Origin of the sequence: Streptomyces sp. NBC_01622 (genome assembly GCF_045209635.1) — a bacterium.
Lineage (GTDB): Bacteria > Actinomycetota > Actinomycetes > Streptomycetales > Streptomycetaceae > Streptomyces.
Genome location: NZ_CP109293.1, coordinates 8626510 through 8645889, shown reverse-complemented (window position 1 = coordinate 8645889; position 19380 = coordinate 8626510). Strand labels below are relative to the sequence as shown.

The window sequence follows — 19380 nt, the reverse complement described above, 5'->3', positions numbered from 1 at the left end:
TCAGGCCGCGAGGCCGACCACCAGCCAGATGAAGCCCGCTCCGGCGACCGTGCACAGCAGGGTCGCGGGCGCGGGGTGTTCGTGGTGGGCCTCGGGGAGGATCTCGGCGGCGGCGAGGTAGAGGAGCACGCCTCCGAAGAAGCCGAGATAGCCGCCGAGCAGCCCCTGCGGGATGCTCAGGAACGCCGTCGAGGCGGCGCCGGCCACCGGGGCCGCCGCGTCCGCGACCAGCATCGCGATCGCCTTGCGGCGGGCGTTGCCGTACAGGCTCGTGATCGTGTACGTGTTGAAGCCGTCCGCGAAGTCATGGGCGATGACCGCGAGCGCGACCGCCGTGCCCATGCCGCCGCCCACCTGGAACGCGGCGCCGATCGCGACCCCGTCCATGAAGCTGTGGCCGACCATCGCGGCGGCCGCCGTGAGGCCGACCTCGGGCGCGCGGCCGTTGCTTTCCTCGGCGCCGTGGGAGGCCTGGCGGGCGGCGAGCATGCGTTCGACCAGATGGGCCACGAGGAAGCCGGCCACGAAGAGCAGCAGGGCGGCCGGTACGCCGAAGACCTCGTGGCCCGCCGCGCGCAGCGCCTCCGGCAGCAGATCGAGGCCTACGACGCCCAGCATCAGGCCGCCGGCCAGGCCCAGGACGAGATGGCGGCGGTCGGTCACGCGCTGTGCCGTCCAGCCGCCGGCCAGCGTCATCAGGAACGCGCCGAGCGCGACGAAGACCGCCATAGTCCCCTTGCTATCCGATCAACCCCTGTTCGCGCACATCCTGGACCACTCCACCCCCACGTGTACTGACGTTCCCGTTCTGTTTGTCCCGCTTGAGAGGATCCGACCCCATGGCCGATGCCGCCGCCGATACCCCCACCGGCAAGGTGACCTTCGTCGGTGCCGGTCCCGGCGCCGCCGATCTGCTGACGTTCCGTGCCGCGCGCGCCATCGCCGAGGCCGACGTCGTGATCTGGGCGGCCAGCCTGGTCCAGGCGGAGGTTCTCGACCACGCGCGCGAGGGCGCCGAGATCCTGGACTCGGCGACCATGTCCCTGGAGGACGTCGTCGCCGTGTACGAGCGGGCTGGTGCGGAGGGGCTGCGCGTGGCGCGCATCCACTCCGGCGACCCGGCCCTCTGGGGCGGTACGCAGGAGCAACTCGACCGGTGCCGTGCGATCGGCATCGAGACCGAGATCGTCCCCGGAGTCTCCGCGTTCTCGGCTGTGGCCGCCCTCGCGCAGCGCGAGCTGACGATCCCGGAGGTCGCGCAGTCCGTCGTCCTCACCCGGCTCGGCGGCGGCAAGACGCCGATGCCGCCCGGGGAGGAGGTGCGGGAGTTCGCGCGCCACGGTACGACGATGGCGATCTTCCTGTCGGCCGCCCGCAGCGGGCAGTTGGTGCGGGAGCTGCTGGAGGGCGGCTACCCGACGGACACACCCGTCGTCGTCGCCTACCAGGCCACCTGGCCCGAGGAACTGATCGTGAAGTGCACGATCGCCACGCTGGAGGAGACGGTCAAGGAGCACAAGCTCTGGAAGCACACCCTCTTCCTGGTCGGCCCGGCCCTCGACGCCCACGGCACCCGCTCGCACCTCTACCACCCGGGTCATTTCCACGGCTACCGCAAGGCCGACCCGGAGGCCCGCCGGGCCCTGCGCTCGCGGGGTGCGAGCACGTGATCACGGTCGTCGGTACGGGGACGGGCGCGCCGGTCGCGGACGAGGTGCTCGCCGCTGCCCGGCTCGTCGTCGGCGGCCGGCGCCATCTGGCCGCCGCCACGCTCCCGGACGGCGCCGAACAGATCGTCCTCGGCCCGCTCGCGCCCGCCCTCGACACCATCGCGGCGTACGTCGAGAAGGACGAGCCGGTCGTCGTGCTGGCCTCGGGCGACCCCGGGTTCTTCGGGATCGTCCGGGCGCTGGCGGAACGCTTCGGCGCCGATGCCCTCGACGTACGCCCCGCCGTCTCCTCCGTCGCCACCGCCTTCGCCCGGCTCGGTCTGACCTGGGACGACGCGGTCGTGGTCAGCGCGCACGGACGCGATCTCCGTACGGCGGTCAACGCATGCCGCGCGCATCCCAAGGTCGCCGTGCTCACCGGACCGGGGGCCGGACCCGCCGAACTGGGGGCCGCCCTCACCCACCGGACCACCGGGCGCGTCCTCGTCGTCGCGTCCGCGCTCGGCTCCGGGGAGGAACAGGTGGAGCGGCTCACACTCGCCGAGGCCGCCGCCCGGGACTGGGGTACGGCGGTGAGTGTGGTCCTGTGCCTCGACGAGTCCCGGGGCTCGGACGGCGTACGGACGGTCGCCGGGGCCGCCGTCGGACCGGCCCAATGGGCGCTGGACGAGCGGAAGTTCGAGCACCGGGACTCGATGATCACCAAGTTCGAGGTACGGGCGCTGGCACTGGCCAGGATCGGGCCGCGGCTCGGTGAACTGGTCTGGGACATCGGCTCCGGCTCCGGGTCCGTGGCCGTCGAGTGCGCCCGGCTCGGCGCCGCCGTCACCGCCGTCGAGAAGACCCGGGACGGTGTCGAGCGGATCCGCGCCAACGCCGAGGCGCACGGCGTCGACGTCCACATCGTGCACGGGGCGGCACCGACCGTGCTGTCCGACCTCGACGACCCCGACGCCGTGTTCGTCGGCGGGGGCGGGCGCGAACTGCCCGCCATCGTCACCGCGTGCGCGCGACGGGCCCGGCGGACCGTGGTCGTCGCGATGGCCGCGCTCGACCGGGTACCGGCGGTCCGCGAGGCGCTCGGCGGTGCCGGGTTCGCGGTCGACGGGGTGCTGCTGCAGTCGTCCCGGCTCGCGCCGCTGCCGGGGGACGTGACCCGGCTGGCGGCCACCAATCCCGTCTTTCTGCTGTGGGGCGTCCGGCCTCCGGCATCTGTTGAAGGAGTTGCTCAGTGATCGGCCTCATCTCCGCCACGGCGGCGGGAGCGACGGCGCGCGACCGGCTGGCCGCCGCGTGGCCGGACCGTACGCGCGTGTACGAGGGTCCCGTCGGGGACGCCGTCCGGGCCGCGTTCGCGGAGTGCGAGCAGCTCGTGTGTTTCCTCGCCACGGGAGCCGTAGTACGGCTGATCGCCCCGCTGTTGGCCGACAAGCGGACCGACCCCGGGGTCGTGTGCGTCGACGAGGGCGGACGCTTCGCCGTCTCGCTGGTCGGCGGACACGGCGGCGGGGCCAATGAACTCGCCGTGCAGGTGGGCGAGTTGCTGGCCGCCCAGCCCGTCGTCACCACGGCCACGGACGCGGTCGGCGTGCCCGGCCTCGACACCCTCGGGTTCCCGGTGGAGGGGGATGTAGCGGGCGTCTCGCGGGCTCTGCTCGACGGCGAACCGGTCGCCCTGGACGCCGAGTTGGCGTGGCCGCTGCCGCCGCTCCCGGTGTCGGGGACGGGTGGCTCCTACGTCATCCGGGTCACCGATCGCGCCGTCGAGCCCGCCGAGCGGGAGGTCGTACTCCGGCCGCCGTCGCTCGTCGTCGGGGTGGGCGCGTCCAAGGGTGCCTCGGTGGAAGAGGTGCTGGGACTCGTCGAGAGCGCGGTACGCGACGCGGGGCTGTCCCTCACGTCCCTCGCCGAACTCGCCACCGTCGACGCCAAGTCGGACGAGCCCGGCATCGTCGAGGCGGCCCGGCGGCTCGGGGTACCGCTGGTGACCCACTCCGCCGAGGAGTTGGCGGCCGTGGAGGTGCCCAACCCCTCCGAGGCACCGCTCGCCGCCGTGGGCACCCCGTCCGTGGCGGAGGCCGCCGCGCTCGTCGGCGGGGGCGAACTCCTCGTCCCCAAGCGGAAGTCGGTACGCGCCGACGGGCGGCCCGCGATGGCGACCTGCGCCGTCGTACGGCGGCTCGCGCGCGGCCGGCTCGCGGTGGTCGGGCTCGGACCCGGCGCCCGGGACCTGCTCACCCCGCGCGCCAAGGCCGAACTCCAGCGCGCCGCCGTGCTGGTGGGGCTCGACCAGTACGTCGACCAGATCCGCGATCTGCTGCGGCCCGGGACGCTGGTCCTGGAGTCGGGGCTCGGCGCCGAGGAGGAGCGGGCCCGTACGGCAGTGACCGAGGCGCGGAAGGGGCAGGCGGTCGCGCTGATCGGCAGCGGGGACGCCGGGGTGTACGCGATGGCCTCGCCCGCGCTGGCGGAGGCCTCGGACGACATCGACGTGGTCGGAGTCCCGGGCGTGACGGCCGCGTTGGCCGCCGCCGCGATCCTCGGGGCGCCCCTCGGCCACGACCATGTGTCGATCAGCCTCTCCGATCTGCACACGCCGTGGGAGATCATCGAGCGGCGGGTGCGGGCGGCGGCCGAGGCGGACATCGTGGTGACGTTCTACAACCCCCGCAGCCGGGGCCGCGATTGGCAGCTCCCGAAGGCGCTGGCGATCCTCGCCGAGCACCGGGAGCCGGCCACGCCGGTCGGTGTCGTACGGAACGCCTCGCGGCCGGACGGATCCAGCCGCCTGACGACACTGGCGGCACTGGATCCGGCGACGGTCGACATGATGACAGTGGTGACCGTGGGCAACACGGCCACCCGGGACATCGCCGGACGCATGGTGACACCGCGCGGGTACCGCTGGCAGGCGGACCGGACAGCGCAGGAGGTGGCCGAATGATCCCCGTGGACCGAGTGATCCATCCGATCGAGGTGGAGTCCTACCGGCGGATGCGCGCCCGCCTGGACACCTCGCACCTCCCGCCGCTGACCCGCGCGGTCGTGGAGCGGGTCGTCCACTCCGCGGCCGATCTGGAGTACGCGTCCGATCTCGTCCTGGACGAGGGCGAGTTGGCGAAGGCGCACAGCGCGCTGCACGCGGGGGCACCGGTGGTCGTGGACGTGGCGATGGTCGCGGCCGGAATCACCGGGCACCCGACCGTGTGCCGGCTCAAGGACGCCAAGTCAGGTCCCGGGCTGACGCGTTCGGCGCACGCGATCCGGCTCGCCCACGAGGAGGTCGGGCCCGGCGCCCTGTGGGTGATCGGCAACGCGCCCACCGCCCTGGAGGAGTTGCTGACGCTGGACGCCTCCCCCGCACTCGTCATCGGGCTTCCCGTCGGTTTCGTCGGCGCCGTCGAGTCCAAGGCCGCGTTGCGCGAGAGCGGGCTGCCCGCCGTGAGCAACGTGTCCGAGAAGGGCGGCTCGGCGGTCGCCGCGGCCGCCCTCAACGCCCTGCTGTACCACCCCACATCACCGTCCGAGGAGAAATCGTGACCACCCCGCCGCCCGCCCTGCTCATCGCCGGACACGGCACCCGGGACGAGGCCGGAGCCGAGGCGTTCCGGTCCTTCGTACGGGAGTTGGGCCGCCGTCACCCCGAACTGCCCGTCGCGGGCGGGTTCATCGAGCTGTCGCCGCCACCGCTGGGCGACGCGGTGACCGAGCTGGTGGAGCGCGGGGTGCGCCGGTTCGCCGCCGTACCGCTGATGCTGGTGTCCGCCGGACACGCCAAGGGGGACATCCCCGCGGCGCTGGCCCGGGAGAAGGAGCGGCACGCGGGGATCTCCTACACGTACGGCCGTCCGCTGGGCCCGCACCCGTCGCTGCTGAAGGTGCTGGAGCGACGGCTCGACGAGGCGCTGGGCGAGTCGGCGCGGACGCCCGAGGACCGGGCCGATGTGACCGTGCTCCTCGTGGGGCGCGGGTCGACGGACCCGGACGCCAACGCCGAGGTGCACAAGGCGGCGCGGCTGCTGTGGGAGGGGCGCGGCTACGCGGGCGTGGAGCCGGCGTTCGTGTCGCTGGCGGCGCCGGACGTGCCGAGCGGCCTGGACCGGTGTGTGAAGCTGGGCGCGCGGCGGATAGTCGTGCTGCCGTACTTCCTGTTCACGGGCATCCTGCCGGATCGGGTACGGCAGCAGACGGAGGGGTGGGCGGCGGCGCACCCGGAGACCGAGGTACGGTCGGCAGAAGTCATCGGTCCGGAGCCGGAGTTGCTCGACCTGGTGATGGAGCGGTACCGGGAGGCGGTCAAGGGTGATCTGCGGATGAACTGCGACTCGTGCGTGTACCGCATCGCGCTGCCCGGTTTCGAGGACAAGGTGGGGCAGCCGCAGCAGCCGCACTTCCACCCGGACGACGACGGTCACGACCACGACGGTCACCACCACGGGCATCACCATCACGGTGGGCACGCCCATGCACACTGACAGAGCCCACGATCCCAAGCGCGAAACCCATGATCTCCGTCATCACGGTGATGCCGAAGTCCGGGACGACGGCGCCCGGTTGATCGACCTGGCGGTGAACGTCCGCGCGGACACCCCGCCCACCTGGCTGCGTGAGCGAATAGCCGACTCACTCACCGGCCTCGCCGCCTACCCCGACGGGCGGGCGGCGCGGGCGGCGGTCGCGGCGCGGCACGGGCTGCCGGTGGACCGCGTACTGCTGACGGCGGGTGCGGCCGAGGCCTTCGTGCTGCTCGCCCGTGCGCTGAAGGTCCATCAGCCGGTGGTGGTACACCCCCAGTTCACGGAGCCGGAGGCGGCGCTGCGGGACGCCGGGCACGAGGTGGAGCGGGTGCTGCTGCGGGAGGCGGACGGTTTCCGGCTGACCCCGGGGGCCGTCCCCGAGGGCGCGGACCTGGTGCTGGTCGGCAATCCGACGAACCCCACGTCCGTCCTCCACCCCGCCGCGGCGATCGCCCGACTGGCCCGCCCCGGACGGCTCCTGGTGGTCGACGAGGCGTTCATGGACGCGGTGCCGGGTGAGCGCGAGGCGCTCGCGGGCCGGACCGACATCCCCGGCCTCGTGGTCCTGCGCAGCCTCACCAAGACGTGGGGCCTGGCGGGGCTGCGGATCGGCTACGTCCTGGCAGCCCCCGAGACGATCGCCGAACTCGAACGGGCCCAGCCGCTGTGGCCGGTTTCCACGCCCGCGCTCGCCGCGGCGGAGGCGTGCATGGACGCACCGGCCCTCGCGGAGGCCGCCCACGCAGCCCACCGCATCGCCGCCGACCGGGCCCATCTCGTCGCCGGCCTCGCCGAGTTCGCGCCCGACGGACTCCAGGTCATGGAACCCGCCGAGGGCCCTTTCGTCCTCGTCCGCGTCCCCAACGCGGTTGCCGTCCGGCGGCACCTGCGCGACCTGGGCTTCGCGGTCCGGCGCGGGGACACGTTCCCCGGACTGGGCGAGCAGTGGCTACGGCTGGCGGTACGGGACCGGACGACGGTGAATCGGTTCTTGCAGGCGCTGGATCAGGCGGTGACGTTGGCGGGGCGGTGAGGGGAGGAGCTTTTCAGAGGCACACTTCTCAGCCAACCCCGCCTCCGCCACGTTCAGCTTCAACGGATTGACGGACACCTTGAGTTGGAGCGCGGTCGCAGCGGCCGTACGAGACGTGGTCGACGTCTTGGACAGGTCCAGCCGGACCGACCCGACCCCCGGCACCTGAACCTCCGTAGGACCACCGGCGGTCACCGTGACCCGCTTGCCGAACACAGTCACGGACCCGAGCAGATTCGACTCGGCGGAGAGCGCGGTCTTTTCGGCACTCCGCGGTGCCTGGACCTCGTTGAAAGAGACCGCGAGCGGGACGTCCACGGTCTTGTTGAGCAGGGACACGTCGAGCCCGGTGCGCAGTACGACGGCGCTCGCGCGCCCCTGGTTGGTGGTCGCGTGAGCAAACCCCGCGGGACCCCCAGAAGAGACATGCTTGGGACCCGGTAAGAATTACCCACGAAAGGTGAACCGTCAGCGATCCTGCGTCACTTCACCCCATCGTGGGTTTTCCGTGAACGCATTCGAATCGGCTGGCGACTATTCGATCACCAGCCCGTTCAGCACCACCCGTCGCGGCGACGCCAGGACGCGCACATCGGCGCGCGGGTCGGCCTCGTACACGACGAAGTCCGCCGATGCGCCCTCCTCGAGCCCGGGCCGCCCGAGCCACCGCCGCGCACCCCACGCGGTCGCCGACAGCGCCTCTACGGCCGGGATGCCGGCGGTGACCAGTTCGGCGACCTCGGCGGCGACCAGGCCGTGGGCCAACGATCCCCCGGCGTCGGTCCCGACGTACACCGGGACGCCGGCGTCGTAGGCGGCGCGCACGGTGTCGTAGCGCCGCTCGTAGAGTCGGAGCATGTGGGCCGACCAGCTCGGGTACCTGCTCTCGCCGCCCGCGGCGAGGTGCGGGAAGGTCGCGATGTTCACAAGGGTCGGGACGATTGCCACGCCCCGCGAGGCGAACAGCGGGATGAGGTCCTCGGTGAGGCCGGTGGCATGCTCGATGCAGTCGATGCCCGCCTCGACCAGGTCGCGCAACGCGTCCTCCGCGAAGCAGTGCGCGGTGACGCGCGCACCGAGCCGGTGGGCCTCGGCGATCGCCGCCTCGACCGCCTCGCGCGGCCAGCAGGCCGACAGGTCGCCGAGGTCGCGGTCGATCCAGTCGCCGACCAACTTGACCCACCCGTCGCCGCGTTGGGCTTCCTGGCCGACGTAGGCGACGAGTTCGTCCGGCTCGATCTCGTGGGCGAAGTTGCGGATGTAGCGGCGGGTGCGGGCGATGTGTTTGCCCGCGCGGATGATTTTCGGGAGGTTCTCGCGATCGTCGATCCAGCGGGTGTCGGACGGCGAGCCGGCATCACGCAGGAGCAGGGTGCCGGCGTCGCGGTCGGCGAGTGCCTGCGTTTCGGCGGTGGCCGCGTCTACGGGGCCATGGGGGCCGAGGCCGACGTGGCAGTGGGCGTCGACGAGGCCGGGGAGGGCCCAGCCGTCGACCGTGCGGACGTCATGGGCGTCGACGGGGCGGTCGTAGGAGATGCGGCCGTCGATCACCCAGAGTTCGTCACGGATGTCCTCCGGTCCCACCAGGACCCGGCCCTTTACGTGCAGCACGGCTTGATCGCTCATGGGACGCACGATAGTTCGTCGGGTGCGGGTTCATTGTGGCTGGTCGCGCCCACGCGGCGAAGCCGCATATCGATACGGCCCCGCGCCCCTAAGGGGCGCTCTCCTCGTCCTGTACTTCAGCCATCGCCGGGTCCAGTAGGCGTGACAAGAAGTGGCGGGTGCGTTCGTGTGTCGGGTTGGCGATGACCCGGTCGGGCGTGCCGTCCTCGATGATCACCCCGCCGTCCATGAACACGACCCGGTCGGCGACCTCGCGCGCGAACGTCATCTCGTGGGTGACCACCATCATGGTCATGCCCTCGTTCGCGAGCATCCGCATGACCGCCAGTACGTCGCCCACCAGTTCCGGGTCGAGTGCGGAGGTCGGTTCGTCGAAGAGCATCACCTCGGGGTCCATCGCCAACGCCCGTGCGATGGCGACGCGTTGCTGCTGGCCGCCGGAGAGGGACGCGGGGTAGGCGGCGGCCTTCTCGGACAGGCCCACGCGCCGCAGGTTCTCCGCGGCCACCTTCTCCGCCGCCGCCTTGTCCCGGCGCAGGACCCGGCGTTGGGGCAGGGTGAGGTTCTCGGTGACGGACAGGTGCGGGAAGAGGTTGAACTGCTGGAAGACCATGCCGATACGACGGCGTACGGCGTCGATGTCGACATCTGGGTCGGTGACTTCGGTACCGCCGACGAACACCTGCCCCTTCGTGGGTTCTTCGAGCAGGTTCACACAGCGCAGCAGCGTCGACTTGCCGGAGCCGGACGGGCCGATGACGCACACCACCTCGCCCTGCCCGATCTCCAGGTCGATGCCGCGCAGCACCTCATTCGTGCCGAACGACTTGTGCAGGCCGCGTACTTCGATCTCGGGGTTCCCGGGTGGGGCGGTCATCGCACGGCCTCCCCCGTCTTCGTCTCCATACGGCGCACCACGAAGCTCAGCGGGATCGTGACGAGGAGATAGCACAGGCCCGCCACCAGGATGGGCGTGGAGTTGGCGGTCGTACTGGCCAAGTCCCTGCCGTATTTGGACAGTTCGCGTTCCTCCAGGGTGACGCCGAGGAAGAGGACCAGGGAGGAGTCCTTGAAGAGGAGGACGAGTTCGTTGGTGAGGGGCGGCAGGATGATCCGGAACGCCTGCGGGACGACGATCGACACCATGGCCCGCGCCTGCGAGAAGCCGAGCGAACGGGCCGCCTCCAACTGGCCCTTGGGCACCGCCTGGATGCCGGCCCGGATCGTCTCCGCCATGTAAGCGGCGGACACCAGGCCGAGTGCGAGGGCGACCTTGCCGTACGTGCCGCCGACGATCTCCGTGCCGGGGAAGGCGAGGGGCACGGCGACGCCGACGAAGATGAAGATGAGCAGGGCGGGCAGGCCGCGGAAGATCTCGATGTAGATTCCGGCGAGCCAGCGGTACGGGCCGACGGACGAGAGCCGCATCAGCGCGACGATCATGCCGAGGACGAGTCCGAAGACGAAGCCGGACAGGGTGTAGAGCACGGTGTTCTTCAACGCCAGTGTGATGACGTCGGGGAACATCTGCTTGGCGATGCTCCACTGCGCGAACTGGTTCTTCAGGCGGCCCCAGTCGGCGGTGACCGCGAAGGCGATCACCGCGCCGAGGAACACGGTGTACTGAACTCCCTTGGACAGCCTGCGCCGTTGACGACGCGTCAGGCCCTGTACCTTGGGTTGGAGCTGGACATCGGTATCAGTCATGAGGCTGCGGGTGAGGGCGAGGCCGCCGAGGCGTCGTACGGGCCGATCCACTTCTCGTACAGCTTCTTGTACGTCCCGTCGGCCTTCGCGTCCTTGATCACCTCGTTGATGGCGGCGAGGAGCTTGGTGTTGCCCTTCTTGACCGTGAAGCCGTACTGCTCACCGGTGTTGAGGTTGTCGACGACCTGGAAGGCATCGGCGTTGGCCTTGGTCTTGAGCCAGCCCTGGACGACCGGGTAGTCGATGATGACGGCCTGGACCTGGCCGGTGCGCAGGCCGTTGAGGACGGCGTCGGAGGACTCGAAGGAGACGGGGTCGAAGCCCTTGCTCTTCGCGTAGTCCTCGCCGGTGGTCTGCGCCTGGGCGCCGAGCTTCCTGCCCTTGGTCTTCACGTCGGCGAGGGAGGTGATCCCGCTCTTCTTGTCGACGAGGACGGCCTGCGTGGCGTCGAAGTAGGGGTCGGAGAAGTCGACGTTCTTCTTGCGCTCGGCGGTGATGGTCATGCCGGCGGCGGCCAGGTCGCACTCGCCGGCGTTGAGGAAGGCACCGGTCTTGAAGTTCTCGAACGGGGTGTCCAGGATCTTCTGCTTCACGCCGAGGTTCTTGGCGACCAGGTCGATGAGGGAGACGTCGAAGCCCTGCACCTTGCCGTCGATCTCGGACTGGAAGGGCGGGTAGGGCAGGTGCGTGCAGGTCGTGAGCTGACCGGCCTTGACGAGTTCGACGCCACCGGCGGCGGTCTTCGAAGCGCTGCCGCCGCTGTCGCTCGACGTGCAGCCGGCCACTAGGACGAGTGCGGCCGTCGCGGTGGTGGCGGCCAGGGTGCGGGCCCGGCGGCCGAGGAGCGTGTTCACGGAGGCCTCCTGTGACGGAACTATGGCTTCCGATTATTCGGAGGGGCGGGGCGGACCGCTCGTGGTGAGGTGTCGGTCAGAGGGCCGTACGGGCTAAGAAGTCGCCGGTCAGAGGGGCCCCAGGAGCGCCGGTTACGCTCGTTCCCATCGATCCCCGGGACGCCTTGGTCCCCGCGAGTGAAAGAGCACCGCCGTGACGCACCCCTTCCTCGACCTGGCCCCGCTGAGTGCCGCGCACTTCGCCTCGATCGAGGACCGGGTGGCCCAGCTGCTCGGCACCGAGCAGGATGTCGTGATCATGCAGGGCGAGGCGTTGCTGCCGCTGGAGGGCGCGATCCGTTCGACGGCCGGTCCGGGCACGGTCGCGCTGAACGTCATCACCGGCCCCTACGGGCAGACCTTCGGGAACTGGCTGCGGGACTGCGGCGCGGAGGTGATCGACCTGGCGGTCCCGTTCCACACGGCGGTGGCGGCGGAGCAGATCCGAGAAGCCTTCCTCGCACGCCCGGAGATCGACTTCGTGTCCCTGGTCCACGCGGAGGCGGCGACCGGCAACACCAATCCGGTCGCGGAGATCGGCGAGGTCGTGCGCGCGCACGGCGCCCTCTTCTACCTCGACGCGGTGGCCTCCATCGGCGCGGAGCCGGTACTGCCGGACGCGTGGGGTGTCGACCTGTGCGTGATCGGGGCGCAGAAGGCGATGGGCGGCCCCGCGGGTGTGTCGGCGGTGTCGGTGAGCGCACGCGCATGGGCCCGTATGACGTCCACCCCCGGGGCCCCGCGCCGCTCGTACCTCTCGTTGCTGGACTGGAAGGACCGCTGGGTGGACGCGGGCCGCAAGACCCTCCTCCATGCCCCGGCCCAGTTGGAGATGCTCGCCCTGGAGGCATGCGTCGAGCGGATCGAGACGGCGGGCCTCGACACGGTGATGCGCCGCCACGCCGTCGCGGCCGCGGCGACCCGGGCGGGCGCGCTGGCCCTGGGCGGCGGCCTGGAGCCGTACGTCCACGACGCGACCGAAGCCGCACCGGTCGCTACGACGCTCAGGACGCCCTCGGGCGTCATCGCGTCGGAGCTGGTGGCAAGGGCCCTGGCGACGGACCCGACCCTGCCGCTGGCGGCGGGCGGCGGCGCCCTGTCGAAGGAGATGATCCGGGTCAACCACTACGGGGTCGACGCGACGGCGGACGCGGTACAGACCTCTTTGGCAGCACTGGGCGCCGCGCTGGCCGAGCAGCGGGTGCCGGTGGACCGGGAGGGGGCTCGGGCAGCCGTGGAAGGAGCGTGGCGGTAGCCCTCGGCCGCGGTACCCCCGGGGCGCCGCCCCCGGACCCCCGATCGGCCTGAACGGCCTCGTCCTCAAACGCCGGACGGGCTGAGAGTGGCAGAGGTCCGCAGTCACAGGGTTCCGAGGTCGGACGGAACTGGTTCCAGCGGGTGTTCGGGCTCGACGCGCCGCAGTGCGCCGGGCTGGCGCTGGACGATCTCGGGCGGATCCCGGACGGGCCATTGGCCGGGGTCGAGGTCAGTCTGCGGTGGGTGCTTATTCATATGGTCGAGGAGTACGCGCGGCACAACGGTCACGCCGATATCTTGCGGGAAAGCATCGACGGTATGACCGGCGCCTAATTCGGATGTAATTCCAGAATTCTTCTGCCCGATTTTCGCGCACCTAAACGCAAATAATTCGCGTAGATCTCGTGAGGGTTACGCCCTTGTGACCCGTTACACAGACAGACCGTTTTGCCCTTTATCTTCGGTCCAAATCTCCGCATATCCCCCGCGCTCGCACGCGTGATAACACAGCACAGCCCATACGTAAACCCCATCCCTCCATGCAATTCCGAATTTCCCTCGGTAAATTCAATTCGCATGACCGCCACCCGAGCAGACCTGCACATAGAGCGCCCCACGGTGGCCGACGGCGCCGCGCTCTGGCGTATTGCCAAGGACTCGAACGCCCTCGACCTGAACTCGTCGTACAGCTATCTGCTGTGGTGCCGGGACTTCGCCGGCACCTCCGCCGTCGTGCGGGACGAGCGCGGGGAACCGGTCGGCTTCGTCACCGGCTACATCCCGCCGGACCGGCCCGGCACCCTGCTCGTGTGGCAGGTCGCCGTCGACGCCGCGCAGCGTGGCCGCGGGCTGGCCGCCGGGCTGCTCGACGGGCTCACCGAGCGGGTCTCGGCCGCGTACGGACTGACCGCGATCGAGACCACGATCACGCCGGGCAACATCGCGTCCGAGCGCCTCTTCGCCTCGTATGCCGAACGCCACGGCGCCACCGTCGAGCGCACGGTGCTCTTCGAGGCCGGTGACTTCCCGGACGGACCGCACGACCCCGAAGTGCTGTACCGGATCGGCCCGTTGAGTCTCTGAGCCCCCAGCCTCTGAACCCCCCACACCCACTGAGGAGCGATTCGCGTGACCATCACCCAGCCCGATCTCAGCGTCTTCGAGACCCTGGAGTCCGAGGTCCGCAGCTACTGCCGCGGCTGGCCCACCGTCTTCGACCGGGCCCGGGGCAGCCGTATGTACGACGAGGACGGCCACGCCTACCTCGACTTCTTCGCGGGCGCCGGCTCGCTCAACTACGGGCACAACAACCCTGTCCTGAAACGGGCGTTGATCGACTACCTGGAGCGCGACGGCGTCACCCACGGGCTCGACATGTCGACCAGTGCGAAGCGCGCGTTCCTGCGGACGTTCCAGGACCTGGTGCTACGGCCCCGCGACCTGCCGTACAAGGTGATGTTCCCGGGCCCGACCGGCACCAACGCCGTTGAATCCGCGCTGAAGTTGGCGCGGAAGGTGAAGGGCCGCGAGTCGATCGTGTCGTTCACCAACGCCTTCCACGGGATGTCGCTGGGCTCGCTGGCCGTGACCGGCAACGCCTTCAAGCGGGCCGGTGCCGGTATCCCGCTGGTGCACGGCACGCCGATGCCGTTCGACAACTACTTCGACGGCAAGGTCCCCGACTTCCTGTGGTTCGAGCGGCTGTTGGAGGACCAGGGCTCCGGCCTCAACAAGCCCGCCGCCGTGATCGTCGAGTCCGTGCAGGGCGAGGGCGGCGTCAACGTCGCCCGCCCCGAATGGCTGCGCGCGCTCGCCGAGTTGTGCGAGCGCCAGGACATGCTTCTCATCGTCGACGACATCCAGATGGGCTGCGGCCGCACCGGCGCGTTCTTCTCCTTCGAGGAGTCGGGGATCGTCCCCGACATCGTCACCGTGTCCAAGTCCATCAGCGGCTACGGCCTTCCGATGTCACTGTGCCTGTTCAAGCCCGAGCTGGACATCTGGGAGCCGGGCGAGCACAACGGCACGTTCCGCGGCAACAACCCGGCGTTCGTCACCGCGACCGCCGCCCTGGAGACGTACTGGGCGGACGGTTCCGCGATGGAGAAGCAGACCCGGACCCGCGGTGAGCAGGTCGAGCAGGGGCTGATCTCCATCACGGAGGAGAACCTCGCCGACATCAAGGAGTACCGGGGCCGCGGACTGGTCTGGGGCATCGAGTTCAAGGACCCCGAGCGCGCCGGCCGGATCTGCGCCCGCGCCTTCGAACTCGGCCTGCTCGTCGAGACGTCGGGCCCGCAGGGCGAGGTCGTGAAACTGCTCCCCGCGCTGACCATCACCCCGGAGGAGCTGGACGAGGGGCTGAGCATCCTGGCCCGCGCCGTCCGCGAAACCGTTTGAACAGCCCTGACCATCTGACACCACGTCAAGGAGGCGTCAAAGCACCGTGATTGTCCGTTCGTTCAAGGAACTCGAAGGCACCGACCGGCACATCAGGGCCGCGTCCGGCACCTGGGAGAGCAAGCGCATCGTCCTCGCCAAGGAGCGGGTCGGCTTCTCGGTCCACGAGACCGTCCTCTACGCGGGGACCGAGACGTCGATGTGGTACGCGAACCACATCGAGGCAGTCGTATGCGTCGAGGGCGAGGCCGAACTCACCGACAACGAGACCGGGCAGACCTACACGATCACGCCCGGGACCATGTACCTCCTCGACGGACACGAACGGCACACCATGCGGATCAAGGAGGACTTCCGCTGCATCTGTGTCTTCAACCCGCCCGTCACCGGACGGGAGGACCACGACGAGAACGGCGTATACCCGCTACTGACCGAGCCCGAGGAGGTGTGACGAGCATGACCACCGTCACCGACATCACCGACCTGTACCCCAGCCGCGGCACCACCGAGGTGTCCGTCCCGCGCAAGGACCCCGTTGTCTGGGGCTCCCCCGACACCCCGGGACCGATCCCGGCGGCCGACCTCCAGTCCTTCGAGCGCGACGGCTTCCTCGCCATGCCGGAACTCCTCCGCGACGACGAAGTCGACGTGTACCGGCGGGAGTTGGAACGCCTGGTCGTCGACCCCGCGATCCGGGCCGACGAGCGGTCGATCGTCGAGCCGAAGTCGAAGGAGATCCGGTCGGTCTTCGAGGTGCACCGGATCAGCGAGGTGTTCGCGCGGCTCGTGCGGGACGAGCGGGTCGTCGGGCGGGCCCGGCAGATCCTCGGTTCGGACGTGTACGTCCACCAGTCCCGGATCAACGTGAAGCCGGGCTTCGGCGCGAGCGGCTTCTACTGGCACTCGGACTTCGAGACCTGGCACGCCGAGGACGGTCTGCCGAACATGCGGACCGTGTCCGTGTCGATCGCGCTCACCGAGAACCACGACACCAACGGCGGCCTCATGATCATGCCGGGCTCGCACCGCACGTTCCTCGGCTGCGCGGGCGCGACCCCCGAGGACAACTACCGCCAGTCGCTCCAGATGCAGGACGCGGGCACGCCGTCCGACGAGGCGCTGACCGACATGGCCTCCCAGTACGGCATCAAGTTGTTCACGGGCAGGGCCGGTTCGGCGACCTGGTTCGACTGCAACTGCATGCACGGCTCCGGCGACAACATCACCCCGTTCCCGCGCAGCAATGTCTTCATCGTCTTCAACAGCGTGGAAAACAAGGCAGTTGAGCCGTTCGCCGCGCCGGTGCGCAGGCCCGAGTTCATCGGCGCACGAGACTTCACCCCGATTCACTGATCGCCACCGCCCGACGCCTGCGGCCGGCCCGCCGCGGAGCGGCAATCGAACACAGCATCGGGGCGCGGGACTTCACGCCGGTGAAGTGAGGGACGAGGGCGGCGAGAGGGTCAGAGCCAGGCCAGGGCCGCGGCCTGCTCCAGTACGTTCCGCACGGCGTCCTCGTCGCCCGTCGCCCCGCGCGGCACCGCGTCGGGGGTGTGTCGCCCGCCCACCAGCAGGCAGAAGTCGACGGGATCCAGGACGAGTTCGGCCCGTACGGGCTCGTCCTCGGAACCCAGCACCCGCTCGCCCGCGCCCGTGATCGCGAGGAGCACCGGCGGCGCGGTGGGGCCGAGTGCCAGGCCGAGAATGCGGACGGCCAGCCGGACCAGCCGCCCGAGGTGTTCCTCGGGCGGCGGCGGTACATGCAGGCCGAGGGCGCGGCCCAGGTCGTCGGTGTGGATCCACGTCTCGAAGGCCCGCACCACGAAGTGGTCGGCCACGGGCAGCCTGATCCCCATCAACAGCGTTGCGCAGGACGCGAGTTCGGAGTCGCGCGCTTCCGGGGTCGCGAGGAGGTCCGCCGCCTGGGCGGACCAGTCGGCGACCGTCGCCCCGGGTTCACGGCCGTGTTCATGGGTGATGACGTCTGTCGTACGGCGGTCCCAGGCGTCCTCCCAGGCCGTGCCCTCCTCGATCCGGGACGCGGGGACTCGCGCGCCGATGCCCAGGCGTACGGCCAAGTGCTCGTCGGCGGAGAGGAGATGGGCGAGTGTCGCGTGGGCGTCCCAGTCGTGGACCACCGGAGTGCCCCAGCGGCCGTCCAACTCGGGGAGCAGGGCGCGGAGTCCGGCCACCGCGGCGGCGTACGGGGCCGCGTGCGGGGCGACTTGGGGTGCGGCGGGGCGGGTGCGCAGGGCGCGGGTCAGCACCTGCGCGTCGGCGGTGGGTTCGGCCGGGGTGCCGTTCATGGGCGGGCCGTCCAACAGGCGTACCGTCTCGCGCAGTCGGGCGGCTTCGGCGGAGCAGCTCTCGCACTCGGCCAGGTGCGGCTGGACGCTCCTGCGCTCGGCGGGCGGGAGCGCGCCGAAGGCCCAGGCGGCCAGCAGGTCCCGTACACCGTCGTGATCGGTCATCGCGCGTCCCCCTTCCTTGTCGTCATCATGCGCCTCTTTCCAGCGCCGGGTCCGGTGGGTCCGCCAAAGACTCGGCCAAGGTGCGTAACGCCGTGCGCAGGCGGGTCTTCGCGGTGCCCTCGGGGATGCCGAGTTCGGCGGCGGCCTGGCGGTAGGTGCGGCCCGCGAAGTAGGCGAGGTGCACCACTTCCCGCTGGGGTTGGGGGAGTTCGGCGAGCGCGGTGTGCAGGAGCAGGGCACGTTCGCGGTCCACGACCGTCTCGTCCGGGCCCGGTCCGGCGTCCGGGATCGCGTGCAGCGCCGAGTCGTCGGCGTGGCCGTGCTTGCGGTGTCTGGCCTCGCCGCGCACCCAGTCCACGGCCCGCCGGTGGGCCAGCAGCGACAGCCAGGTGCGCAGCGAGCCGCGGCGCGCGTCGAAGGCGTAGGGCCTGCTCCACAGTTGGGCGAAGACCTCCTGCGCCACGTCCTCGGCGGCGACCGGACTGCGGGTGACCCGTGCGGCGACCCCTCGCACCAGGCCGCCGTAGATCCGGTACGCCTCGGTCAGCGCGGACTCGTCGCCGTACACGAGCCGTCGGTGCAGCTCCGTGTCGGCGGCGGATGGTACGGACGTGCTGCTGCCCGTCGGCTGCACCGGCACCACCCCCTGGTGCCCTTCCTAGCGTCAGCGGGACAGGACGTCCAGCAGGCGGTCGACGTCCTCGGGTGTGTTGTAGAGGTGGAAGGCGGCGCGCAGGTTCCCGGCGCGATCGGAGACTTCGACTCCGGCCGCGCTCAACTCGCCCTGCCGCCGCCCGAGTCCGGGTACGGACACGATCGGGGACCCCGGGGACGGGATCGGCTCGTGGCCGAGGGTGGCGAGGCCCGCGCGGAAGCGGTCGGCCAGGTCGAGGTCGTGGGTGCGTACGGCGTCCACGCCCAACTCCTCCAACAAGGTGAGGGAGTGGCGGGCGCCGGCGTAGGAGAAGAGGGCCGGGCTCTCGTCGAAGCGGCGGGCGGAGTGGGCGAGTTCGGCGACCGGGCCGTAGCAGCTGTCCCACGGGGCCTCGCCCGCGACCCAGCCGGCGAAGACCGGGTTGAGGCCGCCGAGGTCCTCCGGGGTGACCAGGAAGGCGACCCCGCGCGGGCAGAAGAGCCACTTGAAGCCGACGGCGGCGACATAGTCGTAGGCGTCCGCGTCGAGGTCCAGCCAGCCGGCGGCCTGCGAGGCGTCGACGTACGTACGCGCCCCGTGTTCGCGTGCCGCCGCCCGGAGCGCGGGCAGGTCGGCGATCCGGCCGTCCGCGGACTGGGCGGCGCTGACCGCGACGAGCGCGGTGCCGGGGCGTACCGACTCGGCGATCCGCTCCAGCGGGACGGCGCGCACCTTGAGGTCGGCACGCATGTGGAAGGGGTTCACCACCGAGCTGAAGTCGGCCTCGGCGGTGAGGACTTCGGCGCCGGACGGGAGCGAGGAGGCGATCAGTCCGCTGTAGACCGCCACCGAGGCCCCGGCCGCCACCCGGCCGACGGGCACCCGCGTCAGGCGGGCGAAGGCGGCGCGGGACGCCTCGACGTCGTCGAACATGTCGGTCGGTGTGCCGACCGAGGCCGCCTCGACGGCGGTGTGCATGGCGGTGACGGTGCGCCTCGGGAGGAGGCCGGTGCTCGCCGTGTTGAGGTAGGTGTTCTTCGGGGCGAACTCGGCGCGGACGAGGCTCTCGAAGGTCTCCATGGCTCCACTCTGCGGTGCCGTGCGCCCCTCGTCCATTGCGCGTTTTTGCGTGAATCCTCTAAGCGATGCTTATGCGTCGCCTCTGACCTGCG

At 70.9% G+C, this 19380-nt stretch carries 19 protein-coding genes and 2 pseudogenes; 12 read left to right on the top strand and 9 right to left on the bottom strand.

From position 1 onward, the window contains the following. Complete coding sequence (locus OH768_RS40050; protein WP_406461207.1) at window positions 1-729, bottom strand: ZIP family metal transporter; 729 nt, start codon at window positions 727-729, stop codon at window positions 1-3. Between the two features lie 110 nt (window positions 730-839). Here OH768_RS40050 and cobM point away from each other — a divergent pair, with 110 nt between their 5' ends. The 6 genes from cobM to cobC are packed head-to-tail and all read left to right on the top strand — an operon-like array spanning window position 840 to window position 7220. Next, window positions 840-1670, top strand: coding sequence for a precorrin-4 C(11)-methyltransferase (cobM, locus tag OH768_RS40045; protein WP_406461205.1), 831 nt, complete (start codon window positions 840-842; stop codon window positions 1668-1670). After that, window positions 1667-2905, top strand: coding sequence for a precorrin-6y C5,15-methyltransferase (decarboxylating) subunit CbiE (gene cbiE / locus OH768_RS40040; RefSeq protein WP_406461203.1), 1239 nt, complete (start codon window positions 1667-1669; stop codon window positions 2903-2905). The genes cobM and cbiE overlap by 4 nt, the downstream gene beginning before the upstream one ends. Then, window positions 2902-4614 (top strand): precorrin-3B C(17)-methyltransferase, encoded by a 1713-nt coding sequence (gene cobJ, locus OH768_RS40035; RefSeq protein ID WP_406461202.1) that lies wholly within the window; start codon window positions 2902-2904, stop codon window positions 4612-4614. Before cbiE ends, cobJ begins: the two co-directional genes overlap by 4 nt. Before the next feature lie 5 nt (window positions 4615-4619). After that, window positions 4620-5210 carry a precorrin-8X methylmutase gene (locus OH768_RS40030; protein WP_406465648.1) on the top strand — a complete coding sequence of 197 codons (591 nt, stop codon included), beginning with the start codon at window positions 4620-4622 and terminating at the stop codon, window positions 5208-5210. Continuing rightward, complete coding sequence (locus OH768_RS40025) at window positions 5207-6145, top strand: sirohydrochlorin chelatase (protein WP_406461201.1); 939 nt, start codon at window positions 5207-5209, stop codon at window positions 6143-6145. Before OH768_RS40030 ends, OH768_RS40025 begins: the two co-directional genes overlap by 4 nt. Next, complete coding sequence (gene cobC, locus OH768_RS40020; RefSeq protein WP_406461200.1) at window positions 6135-7220, top strand: Rv2231c family pyridoxal phosphate-dependent protein CobC; 1086 nt, start codon at window positions 6135-6137, stop codon at window positions 7218-7220. The genes OH768_RS40025 and cobC overlap by 11 nt, the downstream gene beginning before the upstream one ends. A gap of 42 nt (window positions 7221-7262) precedes the next feature. Here cobC and OH768_RS40015 read toward each other — a convergent pair. The 5 genes and pseudogenes from OH768_RS40015 to OH768_RS39995 all read right to left on the bottom strand — a co-directional run. After that, window positions 7263-7628: pseudogene (locus OH768_RS40015) on the bottom strand (hypothetical protein); the annotation flags it as partial. Between the two features lie 126 nt (window positions 7629-7754). Continuing rightward, complete coding sequence (locus OH768_RS40010; RefSeq protein WP_406461199.1) at window positions 7755-8846, bottom strand: amidohydrolase family protein; 1092 nt, start codon at window positions 8844-8846, stop codon at window positions 7755-7757. Window positions 8847-8934: 88 nt separating this feature from the next. Continuing rightward, complete coding sequence (locus OH768_RS40005) at window positions 8935-9723, bottom strand: amino acid ABC transporter ATP-binding protein (RefSeq protein WP_406461198.1); 789 nt, start codon at window positions 9721-9723, stop codon at window positions 8935-8937. Further along, window positions 9720-10553 carry an amino acid ABC transporter permease gene (locus tag OH768_RS40000; protein ID WP_406461196.1) on the bottom strand — a complete coding sequence of 278 codons (834 nt, stop codon included), beginning with the start codon at window positions 10551-10553 and terminating at the stop codon, window positions 9720-9722. The genes OH768_RS40005 and OH768_RS40000 overlap by 4 nt, the downstream gene beginning before the upstream one ends. After that, entirely contained in the window at window positions 10550-11407 is an 858-nt protein-coding gene (locus OH768_RS39995) for a transporter substrate-binding domain-containing protein (protein WP_406461194.1), read from the bottom strand. The genes OH768_RS40000 and OH768_RS39995 overlap by 4 nt, the downstream gene beginning before the upstream one ends. Before the next feature lie 193 nt (window positions 11408-11600). Here OH768_RS39995 and OH768_RS39990 point away from each other — a divergent pair, with 193 nt between their 5' ends. From OH768_RS39990 to thpD, 6 genes and pseudogenes are all read left to right on the top strand, one after another. Beyond that, window positions 11601-12701, top strand: coding sequence for an aminotransferase class V-fold PLP-dependent enzyme (locus tag OH768_RS39990; RefSeq protein ID WP_406461193.1), 1101 nt, complete (start codon window positions 11601-11603; stop codon window positions 12699-12701). A 113-nt stretch (window positions 12702-12814) separates the two neighbouring features. Continuing rightward, window positions 12815-13036: pseudogene (locus OH768_RS39985) on the top strand (DUF664 domain-containing protein); the annotation flags it as partial. 243 nt (window positions 13037-13279) lie between these two features. Further along, window positions 13280-13786, top strand: a complete 507-nt coding sequence (gene ectA, locus OH768_RS39980) for a diaminobutyrate acetyltransferase (RefSeq protein ID WP_406461191.1) — start codon at window positions 13280-13282, stop codon at window positions 13784-13786. Between the two features lie 45 nt (window positions 13787-13831). Continuing rightward, on the top strand, window positions 13832-15103 hold the full coding sequence (gene ectB / locus OH768_RS39975; RefSeq protein WP_406461189.1) for a diaminobutyrate--2-oxoglutarate transaminase: 1272 nt from the start codon (window positions 13832-13834) through the stop codon (window positions 15101-15103). A gap of 46 nt (window positions 15104-15149) precedes the next feature. Further along, the gene (locus OH768_RS39970; RefSeq protein WP_406461187.1) at window positions 15150-15554 is read left to right on the top strand and encodes an ectoine synthase; all 405 of its coding nucleotides are present in this window, start codon (window positions 15150-15152) and stop codon (window positions 15552-15554) included. A 5-nt stretch (window positions 15555-15559) separates the two neighbouring features. Beyond that, entirely contained in the window at window positions 15560-16456 is an 897-nt protein-coding gene (gene thpD / locus OH768_RS39965; protein ID WP_406461185.1) for an ectoine hydroxylase, read from the top strand. A gap of 110 nt (window positions 16457-16566) precedes the next feature. Here thpD and OH768_RS39960 read toward each other — a convergent pair whose 3' ends face one another. From OH768_RS39960 to OH768_RS39950, 3 genes are read right to left on the bottom strand one after another with little or no spacing between them, the layout of a single operon-like run. Further along, entirely contained in the window at window positions 16567-17574 is a 1008-nt protein-coding gene (locus tag OH768_RS39960; RefSeq protein WP_406461183.1) for a zf-HC2 domain-containing protein, read from the bottom strand. 25 nt (window positions 17575-17599) lie between these two features. Then, window positions 17600-18217 carry an RNA polymerase sigma factor gene (locus OH768_RS39955; RefSeq protein ID WP_406461182.1) on the bottom strand — a complete coding sequence of 206 codons (618 nt, stop codon included), beginning with the start codon at window positions 18215-18217 and terminating at the stop codon, window positions 17600-17602. Between the two features lie 21 nt (window positions 18218-18238). Next, window positions 18239-19288, bottom strand: a complete 1050-nt coding sequence (locus OH768_RS39950; protein WP_406461180.1) for an aminotransferase class V-fold PLP-dependent enzyme — start codon at window positions 19286-19288, stop codon at window positions 18239-18241. Window positions 19289-19380 lie beyond the last annotated feature (92 nt).

What these genes read in the sequence shown, in the direction of transcription:
- OH768_RS40005 (WP_406461198.1), bottom strand. Translation starts at nt 9,723, where the DNA reads ATGACCGCCCCACCCGGGAACCCCGAGATCGAAGTACGCGGCCTGCAC.
- OH768_RS40010 (WP_406461199.1), bottom strand. Translation starts at nt 8,846, where the DNA reads ATGAGCGATCAAGCCGTGCTGCACGTAAAGGGCCGGGTCCTGGTGGGA.
- ectA (WP_406461191.1), top strand. Translation starts at nt 13,280, where the DNA reads ATGACCGCCACCCGAGCAGACCTGCACATAGAGCGCCCCACGGTGGCC.
- OH768_RS40050 (WP_406461207.1), bottom strand. Translation starts at nt 729, where the DNA reads ATGGCGGTCTTCGTCGCGCTCGGCGCGTTCCTGATGACGCTGGCCGGC.
- OH768_RS39960 (WP_406461183.1), bottom strand. Translation starts at nt 17,574, where the DNA reads ATGACCGATCACGACGGTGTACGGGACCTGCTGGCCGCCTGGGCCTTC.
- cobC (WP_406461200.1), top strand. Translation starts at nt 6,135, where the DNA reads ATGCACACTGACAGAGCCCACGATCCCAAGCGCGAAACCCATGATCTC.
- OH768_RS40000 (WP_406461196.1), bottom strand. Translation starts at nt 10,553, where the DNA reads ATGACTGATACCGATGTCCAGCTCCAACCCAAGGTACAGGGCCTGACG.
- cobM (WP_406461205.1), top strand. Translation starts at nt 840, where the DNA reads ATGGCCGATGCCGCCGCCGATACCCCCACCGGCAAGGTGACCTTCGTC.
- thpD (WP_406461185.1), top strand. Translation starts at nt 15,560, where the DNA reads ATGACCACCGTCACCGACATCACCGACCTGTACCCCAGCCGCGGCACC.
- OH768_RS39950 (WP_406461180.1), bottom strand. Translation starts at nt 19,288, where the DNA reads ATGGAGACCTTCGAGAGCCTCGTCCGCGCCGAGTTCGCCCCGAAGAAC.